Below are 15,792 nucleotides of genomic sequence, written 5' to 3'. Positions count from 1 at the left end.
TCCTGCAAGGCTTACTTAGATTGCTGGTCCATAATTGCCGTCTTCCGGTTGATAGATTCGAATATAGTCCACTTCCAGCGTCTGAGGGAATACCGTTGTCTCATCGGGATAGCCCGGCCAGTTCCCGCCGACGGCCAAGTTCAGCATCATATAGAAAGGTTTGTTGAATGGTGCCGGGTAAGGCTCGACTACCGAAGACTCCGTCTCTCGTGTATACCATTCGCTGCTCTTATAGTAAATCTGACCATCGATGTACCACCTCATCTGTGTCGGCGTCCAGTCCACCGTAAACGTATGGAACTCATCCGCGAAAATACCGGATTCCAACGTGTAGCAATCACCCTTATAATAATGCGGATTGCCCATGTGAAGCGTGCCATGCACTTTGTTTGGCTCATGTCCGCACATCTCCATGAGGTCGATTTCACCGGCACTCGGCCAGTCGCCGTGAACCTGTAAATCCGTAGACATCATCCAGAAAGCCGGCCAAATGCCTTGACCATAGGGCAGTCTCGCACGAATTTCAAAACGTCCATACGTCCAATCCACCTTGTTTCGCGTAACCAGCTTCGCCGATGTATAAGGACTTCCCTCGTATTCCTCTTTGATTGCTTTAATAATAAGCTTGGAATCCTCGATATAAGCATTTCGTGCTTCTCTCGTATAATACTGGAGCTCGTTATTCCCCCAGCCATGACCGTCAATATCATAATCCCAACGCGACAAATCAATCTCCGGCCCGTCAAACTCTTCATTCCATACCAGCTTCCATCCGTTATCCGATACATCGAAGTGGTTCGTTATCATAGGTATACCTTACCTCCAATTTATTCGAATCGCTGCCAGAACAAAAGGTTGGAGTGGAAACCCGCATTCAGGCTCCCACTCCAATGATACTGCTATTTAGTTCTCATCCTTGAACTTCTCGTTCACTTGATCAATGGCATCCTGCAAGCCAAGACCCATTTGCTCATCGGCAAATTTCTTAAGCGCTGCTTTGATATCGTCATTGCCCATAACAAGCTTGGTTACCAAACCATCAATGTCTCCGCCGCCTGTGCTAAGCGAGCTAGCAAACGAATTGACAACCCAGTTTACTGGAGCTTTCTCACCGGTTTTCAGCGCTTCTGCCTCAACGCCATCCAAGTACTGTTGTACTTGCTCCGTCTCCGACGGACCATACCCTTCAATGTAACGCACGCCGTCACCCCAGATGGATAGACCGTTGAACACGGTTGAAGACGGGTACTTCTTCGCTAGATCAAAGCCTTCTTCACCAGAATGTTTATTGGTGATTTTATCGCCGTTTGGCTCCCAATCAACGCCTTCAAGTCCGTAAAACACGGTCTTCTGACCTTCCGGGGACGCAAGCCAATCCAGCAGGGCCAGAATGCGTTCTTGCTTCTCGTCACTAACTTCACCGTTAAAGAGCGTGCCGGACCAGTAGTCAAAATAGCCGTACAAGTAGTTTTTGCCGTCCGCTGCCGGAATGTTCGGCAAAATTTTCACGTGATCGATAATTTTCGAACCCGGGTTAGCTGCTGTCCAGCCCGGAATCATACCTGTCATTGTTTTCACCGTAGTGACGATTGCAGCTGCCTTGCCTTGATTAAACTTGCCGTCAGCATCCATGTTCGGAACCGCGAAATCCTTATCCATCAGACCGGATTTGAACAGGTCTCTCTCTCGTTCAACAACTTCAGCATAGCCATCCGTCATCCAGCCCGGAATCCATTGGCCGTCTACCTTCTGCCACCAGCCGCCGCCAGGAGCAACGTTGTGGAAGACGCTGTCATGCGTCCAGCCGATGTTATTCGTCGTAAGTCCGATTACGCCTTTCTTATCAGCCAGTGTTTTCAATACAACCTTCAGCTCATCGTACGTCGTCGGATCTTTGAGCCCCAGCTCTTCCATCCAATCCTTACGAATCAGAATGCCGCGGTCGTTCGGAAGCTCATTGCGGTTAGCAAGCATCCTTGGCACAAAGTAGCTCTTGCCATCGGCTGCATTCGCGCCTTGAACGTCCGGAAGATCGATATATTTCTTCAGATTCGGAAATCTGCCCATATCATCCGGCAGCGGCTTTATGATCCCTTGATCGACCCATTGATTGAACAAGTCACCGCTTGTCGCATCCGAGAAGAAGGCATCAGGCAGTTGACCGGAAGCGGCCCACAGCTTCGTTCTGTCCGAGTAATCGCTCCACGATTCATTAACCGGCTTGATTGTGATATTGAATTTATCTTGAATCATCTTCAGCATATCGTCCGGTTGGCCATCTTTAATCGCGGAAGCGATGTCAAAATACGCAATGGACACTTCCAAATGTTCTTTGTAAAGATCGGCTTCGGCTGCATTCCCATTGCCCGTGTTCGCTGCATTGTTCGTTGCCGCTGAATTGCCTGAATTGTTCGATGTATCCGCATTCGACCCGCAACCTGCCAGCAAGGTGGTTGCAAGCAGCGCTGTGCTAAGACCTACGGTAAGAGTTTTCTTGTTCTTCATATCTCTTGTATCCCCCTCAAGTAATGTATCTTCTTTCAAGGCCCCGGTACCGGTAATCAGCTTCAAAGGAATTAACCTTTGATCGAACCGATCATCACCCCCTTAGTGAAATACTTTTGCAGGAAGGGATAGACGGCCATGATCGGTAAGCTCGTTACCATAATTGCTGCCATTTTGAGTGAATCCTGTGGAATTTTCACTTTCGATTGATCGATAACCGATACACCGTTATTCATGCTTAATATTTGAGAAATACTAGTCAACATGTTGCGCAGCATGAGCTGCATCGGATATTTATCCGCATCGGTCAGGAACAGCATCGGCGTATACCAATCGTTCCAGCGATCCACCGCGTAGAAGAGCGAGATAGAAGCAATGACCGGCATCGAGGTCGGAATGACGATGCGCATCAGGATCGCGAAATCGCCTGCCCCGTCGATCTTGGCCGACTCCTCCAGACTCGTCGGGAAATCCCGGAAGAAGGAGAGCATAATCCAAATATAGAACGTATTGAGCGCCGATGGGAGAATCATAACCCAATAGCTGTTCTGTAAGCCAACACCTTTAATCGTCAAGTAGTACGGAATAAGGCCGCCTCCGAAGAACATCGTGAAGATAATGAAGCCCATAATATATTTCCAGCCCGGCATCCCTCTCTTGCTGAGCGCATAAGCGGCAACCGTCGTTAGAAACAAGCTGATTAACGTACCTAGGATTGTAACAGACATCGAGACCGCGAAGGCTCTGCCGACGCCGTACTTAATAATCTGCTCGTACCCCTCAAGTGTAAAAGTCGTCGGCCAGATCAAGCCGGTCGGCGTTCCGAATGAGCTGATTAATACGGTATAGAACGGAAATATGGCCGCTACTGCTGCGATGATAAATAGGGCATGCAGTAGGATGTCTGCTTTGCTCTTTCCCCTATTTGCCAAACGATGCTCTTCTTGACCGCCGACGTTCTGATTTACAACTGTAGTTTCTGCCATTACATCAGCCCCTCCTGACCCATACGTTTCACGAAATAATTAGCAATCAGCAAGAGGGCCAAACTGATAACCGACTTAAACAATCCAACTGCCGTAATGATACCGAAGCCAAGATTAACTCTTCCGGAGAACGATAATCGGTACATAAACGTATCGAGAATATCCGCCACATCGTAAACGCCCGGACTGTACAGGTTGAAAATCTGATCGAAGCCGCCATTCATGATGCCGCTGACAGCCAGAATCAGCATCATTGCAGCAACCCCATTAATCGATGGCCAAGTAATGTGAAGCATCTGCTTCCACCTGTTAGCGCCATCCATATAAGCTGCCTCATACAGCTCCGGACTTATCCCGGCAATAGCGGCCAGATAGATAATGGCTCCCCAGCCTGCTTCCTTCCATATATTCGTCGAGTACAGCAGCCCTCTGAACGTATCCGGATCGGATAGCAAACTGACATTCTCAAGGCCAATATGCGATAGCACCAAATGTACCGCACCTGTGTTGCCAAGGATATTCACGAGAATACCGCCAAGCACGACCCAGGAGAGGAAATGCGGAAACGTGAATACGGTTTGGTACAGCTTCTTCAGCTTGGAGCCTGCGACCTCGTTAAGCAGCAGGGCTACGATAATCGCCATCGGAAACTCGATGATGAGCCTGCCGATACTGATGACGATGGTATTCTGAAACGCCGTCCAGAAATCGGAATACTTGAAGATGTACCGGAAGTTGTCCAACCCAACCCATGGACTGCCCAATATGCCTTTGTTGTACATGAATTTCTTGAAGGAGAGCGTGACGCCGTACATGGGGATGTACGCGAAGATCGCGTAGTAAACGACAATGGGCACTAAGAACAAATAAAACATTTTATACTGCAAGATCCGTTTCCATAGCACTGTACCGTTCAAATGAACCATCTCCAATATACGTATGTCGTCTTACCTGCTGTTCTGTAAGGTATAGAACTATATTAGCCGCAAATGAAAGCGCTTCCCATGTACAATGAATAGCAGCTTTTGTATTCAGAATCGGTCATTTTCCGTTAGGATTCTGCTTACATCTAACAAATAGACAAGAACTAATAATAATTGTCCATTTCCGTTCGTTCAATAAAAAAAGAACGGCGGAATGCCGTCCCTATTTACTCACTCGATATTCTCTTGGCGTCTTGCCGACGATCTTCTTGAATATTTTGCTGAAATAATAAGCATCCGGATAGCCCGCGCGTTCCCCGACACGGTGGATGGGCAGGTTGCTGTTCCTCAGCAGCTCACAAGCATGACGGACGCGAAGCTCAGCCAAGTAATCCGTAAACGATTGGCTGACATGCTTGATAAACAGCTGACTGATATAATTCCGGTTCATATAAAATTCATCAGCCAGCATCTGAAGCGATAGATTCTCCTGGTAGTGATTGTTCACGTACTCAATGACGGCAACGAATGACTCGCTGCGGAAATGCCCTTGATGATACATGCCGCCTAAGTAAGCACCTGACATACGTTTCAAATCCTGGATTAATTCCGCGATATCCTGATATCGCTCGATTAATCGTTCATAGTCGACCAGCAAGTATCTGGCAAGCTTCTCTGAATCATTATTCTGCGAATGTATAATGGTCGTTAATACCGTGTTATGGAGGAAGAAGGCGTGCTTGATCTGGTAGGCGCCGGCACGGAACGACTGCTCATATTGCTCGAATAGCGACATCAATTCAGTCAAATTCCGATTCTGAAGCGCAGCGGGCAGCTGTTTGAAATCCGAGAAGCCCTTCGACTCACCGACTTGGAGCACGGTTGGCTGGCCGGTTATAAAGTATTGGAAGGCTGCCATCTCCGCATCCTCGATGGCTCCCTTCAGCTCTGCAACGTGATGGAATAATCCGCTGATCCCGATGCCGCGGAATGTGGCGCTGCTATTTGTCAAATGCCCGTAAAGCGATTCCGGCTGATCCTCTTCCGTTACGATATATACGCTCTTCCCCCCGCTTGCGCTCAGCCTCATATGCCGATACGGACGAAGCAGCAGATTCAAGTCGTTAACATCCAAACCGACAACAACACGTAAACCGCTTGCAGCAACGAAGCCGGCATTGGTCAGCAGCTTCATCACTCGCTCACTGCCGTCTTGCTTATCCTCCACAATCCATTCCAGCATAGAAGGCACATCTTTGGCCGAACGTTCATCCAGCCTCTCTTTGGCTTTCTTGAGCAGTGGAATGATCTCCTCTTCCTCAATTGGCTTCAGACAATACCCAATTGCTCCTAAATTCATGCATTTCTGTACGTACGAGAACTCCGCGAAGCCGCTGACGACAATGAAGAGCGTATCCAGCTGCAGCTCGTTGCATTTCTTAATGAGCTCCAAGCCGCTGATCTGCGGCATCCGAATATCGACGAAGGCCAAATCGGGATTGATCTCTTTCATGATCTCAAGCGCTCTTGGACTTTGCGTTTCGGTAGCGACGATCTCAAAGCCAAAACGGGACCACTCGATGGTATCCAGCAGATTCTTCACGACCCACTGCTCATCATCGACAATCATAGCTCTATACATGGTCAGCTCCTCCTACCATTTGAACGGGAATCCGGATCGTAACGACGGTGCCTCTATTTTCTTTGCTCCATATATCCAGTCCATAATCATGGTCATAATGAAATTGCAGGCGATGATGGACATTCATCAGTCCAACGCCGTCAGACTTCGCGGCATCGGGCTTCATCTGACGGTCCGAATGAAGCTGGTACCTCAATCTAGCTAATCGTTTCTCGTCAATGCCAATGCCGTCATCGCTGACGATCACAATCAGATCATGCCCGCTGTTGAGATCGTAGTGAGCGGTAATGGTCAGTTTGCCTTGTTCATATCTCGGTTCCAGCCCGTGATAGACGGCATTCTCGACTAAGGGCTGCAGGATCATTTTCGGTACAACAGCAGACTTTAAGCTCTCCGGGATATCGCACTGAAAGGTAAAACGGTTCGAGAAGCGAATCATCTGAATGTTCATATACGCTTCTGCAATGCGGATTTCATCGGACAGCAATACGGTGTCCTGACCTTTGATACTGTATCGGAATATCCGAGACAAAGCCCCGGTCATCTCGCGAATCTCCGGCACGCCGCGCTCGGAAGCAAGACCGCGAATCGTATCCAGCGTATTGTAGAGGAAATGCGGATTGACCTGACTCTTGAGAAAATCAAACTCGGCGCGCTTCTTCTCAATTTCCGACTTTAACAGCCGTTCGTTCGAATCGACCAGCTGCTCGGTGAGATCCTGCACGTCCGAGAGCATCTGATTGTACCTGATGCCGATGACTTCCGCTTCTGTAGATCCTTGCAAATCCAGCCTTTTGTTCAAATCGTCCTTATGGTGAATTCTCATATAATGATAGAGTTTGCGCAGCGGCAAAATCATATTGTTCAGTATCAGCACGAACGGAATGATAAGCAGCAGTATGCCGACACCTAAGGCAATCATCGTCTGCTTGCGCAGCTTGCGGATATCCTTGAAGAAAACATCATCCGGAATCAAACGGACGAATTTCCCGCCGATTTGGGGCAGTTCCTTCACTTGAATATGCTGCAGCTTGCCATCCACCTGCACAATGCCGCTTTCCGATTCGTGGCTTGGTAAGCGGAACGGTTGTCCGATTTTATCACGAGCATTGCTCATGAATATCGTGTTGTTCCGATCCAGCAAGTATACGCTCGTTCCGGGCTGGAGAGATTTGATGTCATAGCCGCCGGTAAGTGTAGCTGCGTCGATAAGCAGGATGATCTGACCGATCTCGTTCGTATAGTTGTTGTGAATGTCACTGGAGAAAATGTTCGTACCGACAGCGAAGCAGTAACGTTCGAGCCCTATGTTTTTGCAGGTTTGAATGGCAGAGAAATACGAATCCGCCTTCTTCGGCATCTTGACGTTAAACTGACTCAGCGTACTGCCCTGCAGGGAGAAGGTTTCGCCGTTCTTACCGATGATTAGGAAATCCAAGATCCCCGGCTTAACCGTAGATAAGTTGATGAATAAATTCCTCAGCGTCGGATAACGCTGCAGCTTGGACAAGGGATCCTCGTCCAGCAAATAATCCTGGATCGATTTATTATAGGCGACATTGTAGGTCAGCCATTTCACTACATCATAATTCGATAGAATCGTTTGTTCAATCTGGCTGAACATATCGTTTGTATAGACCTCGTTGTTCTTAGTCAGAAAGGCCGCGCTTCGGCTGTAGTTAAACAACAGAATTGCGATAATCATGCCCATCGTTAAAGTTGCAATGAGGAACATCTGCCCTCTGATCGGCAGCTTACGCAACACATTCATAGTCTGTCATCCTGCCTCGATATGGATTGAAACGTTTCGACTCCAATTATAGCACAGAAGGTGAAACCGCTGTCAGTGTCGATATTGCCGATGCAAAATAAAAGCGTGCAGCTCCTCTTCATCGGAATGAAAAGGATTGCACGCTTCTAAATTATTATTTCACGAGCAGCTTAACAGCATCGTCCATCATTTGCTCGCCGGCGATTTTGCCGGAGTAGAGCCATGCGCTTGAAGCCGGAACTTCATAAACATGGTTGTTCTTCACAGCAGGGATGTTCTTCCATACTGGGTTTTTCAACGTTTCAGCTGCATCGGTTTTGTCGCTGTTCACAAGAATGATGTGATCGGCTGTCAATTCCGCAAGCTTCTCCATCGCAACCGGATTCCAAGAAGCTTTGGACTTCTCCGGAATTTCGTTAACCAGGTTCGGAGGCGTTACGCCAAGATCCTTGTACAGGACCGCGCCGCTTGATTTCGTTTCATCTACGATATAGAAGTTCTTCGCTACGAGCCATAGAACTGCTACGGACTGCTTATCGATCGCGCCGGCAAGCTTCGCTTTCGTGTCAGCTGCTTTCTGATCGTAGTCGGCAATTGCTTTCTCTGCATCGTCGCTCTGATTGAGCAGGCCGCCGATTGTCTTCAGAGTTTCGCGCCAGTCGTTGTTTACTTTGTCGCCAAGTACGTAAGTAGGAGCGATCTTCGCATATTGCTCATAAAGCCCCTTCTGTACAGCAGACTCGGAACCGACGATGATGAGATCCGGTGTTAAGCTCAGTACATTCTCAACCGGCAGATCCCAGCCAATTGTAGGTACATCTTTCAATTGCGGTGCCAGGTAATCTTGAATGCCGTTTGCAACAGACCACTGAGCAACAGGCGTCTTACCAAGCGTTATTACCGGATCTTCTAAATAAGAAGCGAGGATACGCTTCGGCTCAGCAGGAATTGTAACATCATGGCCCATGCCGTCCTTAACTACTTTCTCAGTTGGAGGCTCAGTTGCCGCGTTGTCGCCGGTATTCTCAGCAGCGTTGTTGCCGCTGTTCTCAGTTGCGGTGTTGCCACTGTTATTCTCGGATTTGTTGCCGCACGCGGATACAACCAGCATCAATGCCAGCAAACCCGTCATGATCAAACTAAACTTTCTAACCGTACTTGTCTTAAACAATGTAACTGCCCCCTGATGATAAAGATTTCTTCACTACACTGCATGATAATGAATATCATTTTCAAAGTCAAGACATAGTGATGGATTTCCTTGTCATGTTCGCGCTGTATACGCGCATAGTGTTCTAAGATATAGGAAATGGTCCAGTAACGTCCTTCGCTATCTCCCGACTTATAGAAACTTGTGGTACGCTTGTCATAATGATGTTATCAAGGAGTGCCCTCATGCCAAATCAAACCCTTTCCCCTCCACGGGAAACGAAGCCGCGCCATATTCTGTTTACCGGCGGCGGCTCAGCGGGACATGTGACCGTCAATACGGCACTAATCCCCACATTGCTCGATCGAGGCTGGAAGGTCTCGTATATCGGCTCGAAGAACGGGATTGAGAAGCAGCTCGTGAGCCGACTCTCCGGCGTCGATTATTACGGCATCTCGACAGGAAAGCTGCGCCGCTACATCGATTTGGAAAATGTGAAAGATCCTTTCCGTGTCGTCAAAGGCGTCTTCCAGGCATTCCGCCTCATTAGAGGACTAAAGCCCGACATGCTCTTCTCCAAAGGCGGCTTCGTCTCCGTTCCGGTCGTCATTGGCGCTTGGTTGAACCGGGTGCCGGCCATCATCCATGAATCGGATTTGACCCCCGGCCTTGCTAATCGGATTGCAGGGCCATTCGCTAAGCGGATCTGCATCACCTTCGCGGAGACCGCCCAGCATATTAAAGGCGACAAAGCCGTTCATGTCGGGCCGATCATACGCAGCGAGCTGCGCGAGGGAAGCGCGTGGAAAGGCATCAAGTGGTGCAAGTTCACACCTGGGAAGCCTGTCCTTCTCATTATGGGCGGAAGCCTCGGCTCCCAGCGCATCAACGAAACCATCCGGCGCAATGTCGCTGAGCTCACGCGCACGTACCAAATCATTCATATATGCGGCAAAGGGGAGCTGGACGCAAGCTTCGACCGCATCCCCGGCTATCGGCAATATGAATATATCCATGATGAGCTGGCTGATGCGCTCGCATGTACGGAACTCGTCGTTTCGCGGGCCGGCTCCAATTCGATCTTCGAGTTTCTCGCGCTCTGCAAGCCGATGCTGCTCATTCCGCTTTCGAAGGATGCGAGCCGCGGCGATCAGATTCTAAATGCCGAATCGTTCCGGCAATCCGGTTATTGCGAGGTGCTGCAGGAGGAGGAGCTGACGGATGAAACGTTCTTATCACGGCTTGCCTCGCTGTACAGCAATCGGGATGCGATCAAAGAACGTATGCGGCAGCATGGGCAGGATGATGCCGTCAGCCGATTAATCGCACTTCTTATGGAATAAGGGGAATCTAAAAATGGCTCGTTCGCAGTTTTCTGCAAACGAGCCATCTTAATGTGTGTTACAGCATTACAGGGCTAAGGCTGGTAATGAAAGCAAGATCAGCTTGCGTGTAACGCTGGTCTTCGACCAAGTTTCCATATTCGTCGAGTCCGGTTACAGACATTAGCGCATTCGGAACCCCTGCTTCTACAGTCACCGACAATTGCACTTCATACGTGACATTCCCTGCAATATAAAATTCCCGTACGTCGTACGAATCTTCAAGTACTTCGTACATGGAGTAATACGCCGTATAGAAGTCACTGGAATCGACAGAAGCGAATATTTGTACAGTAATCCATACGGAATCATCGGTGTCCAGATTTCTCGTGTTCACGACGATATTGGTCGCCGCAGTTCCGGAAGCTCTGGTGTTGGTAACTACGCCTGTTGAATAAGCCATAATCACATCAACTCCTTTCAAGTAGACATGCTGTATTATATGACAAGCTGTCTACATTGACTGGGGTTTTATGTCATAATCTATGAACCCTTCTTCCTGGCGTTCAGGCTTACCATCATCTCTGCGTAACGACGTTCAGATAGTTGATAGAACGATATACATAGAACACAAAGCAGCAAGCCGATTGCCGGTAAGATGGACATCATCACATGAATACCTGTCAGCACGGTATCGGTTTGGTCTTGATCAGCCACATAGCCGGACAGCGAAAGTCCGTATCCCGCTATTGCACCTGCGATTGCAGAGCAAAGCTTCGCATTGAATGTTCCGACGGAGGTCACAATGCTCTCGGAGCGTTTCCCCGTCTTCCACTCTGCATATTCAATGGTATCCGCCTGCATGGATGTAATTAGGACAAGAATAAAGCCGAGTCCGAACATACTGATCGCATTGACAGTGAACAGAACGGCTGTATTCTCCGGTTGGATAAAGAAGAGCACCAGATTCGCAGCGATTCCAATAATACCGCCGATAATGAAGGTCGTTTTCTTCCCTCTCTTCGCTGCTATCTTCGGCGTGATGCCCATTGCCAAGAGCATCAGAAGCATCGCGCTTAACAGAAACAGCGGAAGCTTGTCTTCGTCGCCAACATTATATTTCATAAAATAAATCGCCATCGTATTCTTCAGCACGAGCGGCGTTGTAGCGAAGAAGCTCGCAAGCGTCACAATAAGCAGCGGTTTATTGCGAATGACCACGTTTACGCTGGCTTTCAGCGACTCATGCTCTGCTCTTGTTCCAACTAATCGCTCGTGTGTGTTTCGGAACATCAGCATGATAAGTAAGACACAGATGAGTGCAAATATAATCGCCGTCCACAAGTAACCGTTTGCATCATTGTCACCGCCAAGCGCCTTCACAAGCGGACTGACTGCACCGCTGGCAATGATGATGCCGACTGCACCGAGGATTTTGGGAAAGGCAATAATTTTGGTGCGTTCTGCCGGATCGTTCGTGAGCGTTGGTGCAATGGACCAATACGGTACGTCGAATAGGGAATACGCCGTGTTCCAAAGCATGTACGTGACATAGATGTAGACAATCTTCATTGGCATGCTAAAGTCAGGGGCGTAGAAGCACATTACGGTTAGCAATGCGACGATCACGCCTCCGAGCAGGACGAACGGTTTGAATTTGCCCCATCTCGTATTGGCGCGGTCGATAAACACGGCCACTACCGGGTCAAGCACAGCATCCCATATCCGTGCAATCAGAAACAACGTGCCGACGATCGCAGCATCAATGCCGAACTCATCCGTGTAGAAAACCATGAGGAATGTAGTTACGAGACCATAAATCAGGTTTTGCCCAAGTCCGCCTAATCCATAAGACCATTTTTCCTTTGCGCTTAATGCCTTCATCCCACTGTCTCCTTAGGTTCATCTTTCATTGCTGCCTACTTAAAGTCCTAGTACTACTCGCCTATCAGTGTAATTTGGTTGACCGATTGTTGCAAGATGATATGCTTGAATTCTATGATCGTGAAACTAAAAAAGATGCCTTTCGCTCCGGGAAACGCCCGTGCGATTGACATCTTTCTAGTCCAGCAGCTGCTTTACGCCTATAATGATGGCCGCCCATAGCGCCAGGGATACGGCAATTGCTGCAAGATAACTCCATTTGAAGCGCATATGATGCATGTTTCACCTCTTATCTATCCCAATAGTATCGTCAAAACCGATTCTGCACAATTGGTTTGTCCCTATTAGGAGAGTCTTTTGGGCTATCCCGCAATCATCGCTTTGTGATAAGGAGGAAATTCCGGCAATGAAGCTTACGATTACGTATGAGCATGAAATTCCGATTAACGCCTTCTATTGGACACCTAAAGCCTATCGACAGCCTTTGCATGCGCATACAAGTTTAGAAATGGGATTATGTTTGTCGGGGACGGGGACGTTTTATTTTGGGAATAAACAATATCATGTCCGGGAAGGCGACTTCTTCCTCGTTAATAATGAGGAGCTGCATATTGCGCAGTCGGATCCCCTTCATCCCAGTCACTATCTGTTTCTGAATTTCGACAGCGACTTGCTCATGAAAGAAGATCCGAGCTTGCTGCTTCCCTTCTCTTACCATTCAGAGCATTTCAGCAACCTCATTGCCGCCGATACTCCACTTGCTGCGGCCATCGCGCCATGGATGACGACGATTGAACGGGAGCTGCGTGAAGGTAAGCCGGGCTACATCGCGCTGGCCAAGAGTGCCCTCATCCAGCTGTGCGGCCTGCTCTTGCGGCATTACCATAGCGGACTTACCGCCTCGCAGCAGCGAATGATGGTGCAATCGGTCAATCAGACCAAGGCGCTGGCCTCGCTGGTTGAACAGCGCTACCGCGAATCGATCAGTCTCCAAGATATTGCGCAGGAGCTCGGCATCAGCGTGTCTCGAGCGAGCCGTGTGTTTCACGAGACTACAGGCCGCCGATTCGCCGACTATGTGGCCATGCTTCGGGTCCAAGAAGCGAAGCGGCTGCTGGCCGGAACCGACAAGCAGGTGGCTCATATCGGGTTCGAATGCGGCTTCCAAAGTTTAGCTACCTTTTACCGTGTATTCAAGGAGTCGACAGGCATCTCACCGGTTCATTTTCGCCAAACCCTCGGGCTCGCACCGGATGCAGCTTCCGCAAAAAATGAGAGTTTCCCGCCTGTACCGTGAGAAGATGCATCATCTATTGTCCGATACAATAGATATATACGTTAGAGAGGACTGGTGAATGCTATATGGCAGGTTGGGCTCCCTTATTTTCACTGATTCAAGAAGAGATAAAGCAGCGTGGTGAAGAAGGCTGTGATGTGACCGGGTTTGCGGAGAAGCTGGAGGCGGTTAAGGCGAATAGTAATAACGAGTCCGCGCTGATGGACATCTACAACGAATTGATGGCACTTCCGATTCGAGCGGATTTCCCTTATTCGGAGCCCTCCGATCTGGAAACGATCCGTGCCGAAAGCCCGGCAGGACCGACAGTTGCTACGCCTTCGCTGACCGACGGTGAATGGCTCGATAAGTTTAACGGCGCATGGCTCGGTCGTTCCGCGGGCTGCGCGCTCGGCAAGCCGCTCGAAGCAGGTCCGTACATGAACGGTTCCGGCGGCAGACCCGGCTGGGCGAATGTGAAGCTGTGGTTTGAAGGCGCGGATGCCTGGCCGATTCAAGGGTATACGCCTGTCGAGTCCGCCAGTGTTGAAGACTACCCGGATCTACATATCGCCATGTGGTGCAAAGCGAGCACACGCGAGCATATCGCTTACATGGAAACGGATGACGATATCCGCTACACCGTGCTCGGCCTTCATATGCTGGAGGAACGCGGAACGGATTTCGACTCGTGGGATATCGGCAAAATGTGGCACCGCAAGCTCAGCTACGCCCAAGTCTGCACGGCGGAAACGCAGGCGTATCTGAACTTCGCCCAAGTTACCTCGCATATGGGCGATTCCAGCCCGGAAGAGCGGCTTGCCTCTAAGAATTGGGTGCGAACCTACCTGAATCCGTACCGGGAATGGATCGGCGCGCAAATCCGCGTTGACGGTTACGCGTATGGCGCTGCCGGTAATCCTGAGCTGGCGGCGGAACTCGCTTGGAAGGATTCCTCGTTCTCCCATGTGAAGAACGGCATCTATGGCGCGATGTTCTGTTCGGCTATGATTGCCGCTGCTTTCGTAGAGACTGACGTTCGCCGCATCGTAGAGATCGGGCTCAGCGTTATCCCGGCGGGCAGCAGACTCGCGGAGGACGTCCGATTCGCGATCGAGATTGCGAATTCGACGACGGATCAAGTTGAGCTCGTCAGCCGCATCTGGGAAGCGTTCAAGCATTACGATGCCGTGCATACGAACAATAATGCGGCGCTCTGCGCGGCTGCCTTGCTTTACTCCGGCGGCGATTTCGAGAAAGGCATTACGACAGCCGTACTCGGCGGCTGGGATACGGACTGCAACGGCGCGACTGTCGGCTCCATCCTCGGTGCGATGCTGGGGGCCGGCGCACTGCCTGCTTCTTGGACGACACCGCTTAACGACAAGCTGTACGCGGAAGTGACCGGCTTCCATCCGATTGCAATTTCGGATTGCGCTCGCAGAAGCTACGAGGTATTCCGCAAGATACAGGCACAACCGTCGGCTGCGGCTGCGGTTAACGTATAATCGAAAGGAGCTAAGCGGCTGGGATGCGCTTAGCTCCTTTGTTTTGGGGAGGGCCAGGGGCTCAGAGGGGGCACAAGTTGCTGGCTGCTGGCATGGCATCGCCTCGCCTCGCCTGCGGAAGCTCGTTCTGAGCGAAAATGCTGCATTTCATGCAAATTGGCTCTGTCTGGCCGCCTATGGGAGCTCGTCCTGAGCGGAAATGTTGCATTTCATGTAAATTGGCTCTGTCTGGCCGCCTGCGTGAACTCCTCCTTGATCGCCTACCTGGCTTGACCACCTGAGGGAACTCGTCTTGAGCGAAAGTGTTGCATTTCATGCAACATAAATGGTGTTTTGCTGCTGCAATGGGAAAATTGTTGCAGAATCTGCAACATAAATGGAATTCTACCCATCGGAACGTCGGATTTGATGCATATTCTGCAACATTTCCTCAGCAGCACTCTTAAGAACTCCTATCTGCGAAAACAAATTAGATCTTGTTAATCGCATATATTTCGCGGGAAGCTCTAACGGATCGTACAGGGCTTATTTGGTGGTATTCAGGTATCTGGGAGCTGATTACGTGGGGGAAACCGGGCTAGTCTGTTAGCGGAGAGTGCGACTTTGGAACTCTCAGCTTCATTTTGACGTGGTTTCGGTGGTGAGAGTTCGTTAATCGCACTCTCACCATCATCGCGGAGGGAGTCGGGTTAGTCTGTTTGCTGAGCGTGCGACTTTGGAACTCTCAGCTTCATTTCGGCGTGGTTTCTGTTAAACCGAAAGTCGCTGGAAACGAGTAAAGAGTAGTACCCAGAACCACACATCCTCGGTTTCTGTGGTGAGCGT

At 49.7% G+C, this 15,792-nt stretch carries 12 protein-coding genes; 3 read left to right on the top strand and 9 right to left on the bottom strand.

The genetic code is table 11. The features are described 5' to 3' along the window. Window positions 1-15: 15 nt before the first annotated feature. From AC0YN4_RS20945 to AC0YN4_RS20915, 7 genes are all read right to left on the bottom strand, one after another. Window positions 16-807, bottom strand: coding sequence for a glycoside hydrolase family 16 protein (locus AC0YN4_RS20945; RefSeq protein WP_475836666.1), 792 nt, complete (start codon window positions 805-807; stop codon window positions 16-18). A 96-nt stretch (window positions 808-903) separates the two neighbouring features. Next, window positions 904-2,505 carry an extracellular solute-binding protein gene (locus AC0YN4_RS20940; protein ID WP_475784121.1) on the bottom strand — a complete coding sequence of 534 codons (1,602 nt, stop codon included), beginning with the start codon at window positions 2,503-2,505 and terminating at the stop codon, window positions 904-906. Between the two features lie 71 nt (window positions 2,506-2,576). Beyond that, window positions 2,577-3,491: a carbohydrate ABC transporter permease gene (locus AC0YN4_RS20935; protein ID WP_475784120.1), complete on the bottom strand. Its 915-nt coding sequence runs from the start codon at window positions 3,489-3,491 to the stop codon at window positions 2,577-2,579. Continuing rightward, window positions 3,491-4,408: an ABC transporter permease gene (locus AC0YN4_RS20930; protein ID WP_256208761.1), complete on the bottom strand. Its 918-nt coding sequence runs from the start codon at window positions 4,406-4,408 to the stop codon at window positions 3,491-3,493. Before AC0YN4_RS20930 ends, AC0YN4_RS20935 begins: the two co-directional genes overlap by 1 nt. 229 nt (window positions 4,409-4,637) lie before the next feature. After that, on the bottom strand, window positions 4,638-6,056 hold the full coding sequence (locus AC0YN4_RS20925) for a response regulator (protein WP_475836665.1): 1,419 nt from the start codon (window positions 6,054-6,056) through the stop codon (window positions 4,638-4,640). Next, window positions 6,049-7,827 (bottom strand): sensor histidine kinase, encoded by a 1,779-nt coding sequence (locus AC0YN4_RS20920; protein ID WP_475784118.1) that lies wholly within the window; start codon window positions 7,825-7,827, stop codon window positions 6,049-6,051. Before AC0YN4_RS20920 ends, AC0YN4_RS20925 begins: the two co-directional genes overlap by 8 nt. Window positions 7,828-7,981: 154 nt before the next feature. Then, entirely contained in the window at window positions 7,982-8,998 is a 1,017-nt protein-coding gene (locus tag AC0YN4_RS20915) for an iron-hydroxamate ABC transporter substrate-binding protein (RefSeq protein ID WP_475784117.1), read from the bottom strand. 224 nt (window positions 8,999-9,222) lie between these two features. Between AC0YN4_RS20915 and AC0YN4_RS20910 the strand changes: the two genes are divergently transcribed. Next, window positions 9,223-10,320, top strand: coding sequence for an undecaprenyldiphospho-muramoylpentapeptide beta-N-acetylglucosaminyltransferase (locus tag AC0YN4_RS20910; RefSeq protein ID WP_475836664.1), 1,098 nt, complete (start codon window positions 9,223-9,225; stop codon window positions 10,318-10,320). A 58-nt stretch (window positions 10,321-10,378) separates the two neighbouring features. Here the strand turns inward: AC0YN4_RS20910 and AC0YN4_RS20905 are convergent, their stop codons facing one another. Together AC0YN4_RS20905 and AC0YN4_RS20900 are read right to left on the bottom strand one after the other, a co-directional pair. Beyond that, window positions 10,379-10,762 carry a hypothetical protein gene (locus AC0YN4_RS20905; RefSeq protein ID WP_475784115.1) on the bottom strand — a complete coding sequence of 128 codons (384 nt, stop codon included), beginning with the start codon at window positions 10,760-10,762 and terminating at the stop codon, window positions 10,379-10,381. A gap of 80 nt (window positions 10,763-10,842) precedes the next feature. Continuing rightward, window positions 10,843-12,183 carry an MFS transporter gene (locus AC0YN4_RS20900; protein ID WP_475836663.1) on the bottom strand — a complete coding sequence of 447 codons (1,341 nt, stop codon included), beginning with the start codon at window positions 12,181-12,183 and terminating at the stop codon, window positions 10,843-10,845. Between the two features lie 406 nt (window positions 12,184-12,589). On the opposite strand from AC0YN4_RS20900, the gene AC0YN4_RS20895 reads away from it, so the two are divergent. Together AC0YN4_RS20895 and AC0YN4_RS20890 are read left to right on the top strand one after the other, a co-directional pair. After that, window positions 12,590-13,480: a helix-turn-helix transcriptional regulator gene (locus AC0YN4_RS20895; protein WP_475784113.1), complete on the top strand. Its 891-nt coding sequence runs from the start codon at window positions 12,590-12,592 to the stop codon at window positions 13,478-13,480. Window positions 13,481-13,545: 65 nt separating this feature from the next. Beyond that, window positions 13,546-14,967, top strand: coding sequence for an ADP-ribosylglycohydrolase family protein (locus tag AC0YN4_RS20890; protein WP_475836662.1), 1,422 nt, complete (start codon window positions 13,546-13,548; stop codon window positions 14,965-14,967). Window positions 14,968-15,792: the final 825 nt, after the last annotated feature.

The sequence above is a fragment of the Paenibacillus sp. J22R3 genome (assembly GCF_056269305.1).
This window is presented reverse-complemented; position numbering and strand designations above follow the sequence as displayed.

What these genes read in the sequence shown, in the direction of transcription:
- AC0YN4_RS20895 (WP_475784113.1), top strand. Translation starts at nt 12,590, where the DNA reads ATGAAGCTTACGATTACGTATGAGCATGAAATTCCGATTAACGCCTTC.
- AC0YN4_RS20905 (WP_475784115.1), bottom strand. Translation starts at nt 10,762, where the DNA reads ATGGCTTATTCAACAGGCGTAGTTACCAACACCAGAGCTTCCGGAACT.
- AC0YN4_RS20940 (WP_475784121.1), bottom strand. Translation starts at nt 2,505, where the DNA reads ATGAAGAACAAGAAAACTCTTACCGTAGGTCTTAGCACAGCGCTGCTT.
- AC0YN4_RS20900 (WP_475836663.1), bottom strand. Translation starts at nt 12,183, where the DNA reads ATGAAGGCATTAAGCGCAAAGGAAAAATGGTCTTATGGATTAGGCGGA.
- AC0YN4_RS20945 (WP_475836666.1), bottom strand. Translation starts at nt 807, where the DNA reads ATGATAACGAACCACTTCGATGTATCGGATAACGGATGGAAGCTGGTA.
- AC0YN4_RS20920 (WP_475784118.1), bottom strand. Translation starts at nt 7,827, where the DNA reads ATGAATGTGTTGCGTAAGCTGCCGATCAGAGGGCAGATGTTCCTCATT.
- AC0YN4_RS20910 (WP_475836664.1), top strand. Translation starts at nt 9,223, where the DNA reads ATGCCAAATCAAACCCTTTCCCCTCCACGGGAAACGAAGCCGCGCCAT.
- AC0YN4_RS20890 (WP_475836662.1), top strand. Translation starts at nt 13,546, where the DNA reads ATGGCAGGTTGGGCTCCCTTATTTTCACTGATTCAAGAAGAGATAAAG.
- AC0YN4_RS20925 (WP_475836665.1), bottom strand. Translation starts at nt 6,056, where the DNA reads ATGTATAGAGCTATGATTGTCGATGATGAGCAGTGGGTCGTGAAGAAT.
- AC0YN4_RS20935 (WP_475784120.1), bottom strand. Translation starts at nt 3,491, where the DNA reads ATGGCAGAAACTACAGTTGTAAATCAGAACGTCGGCGGTCAAGAAGAG.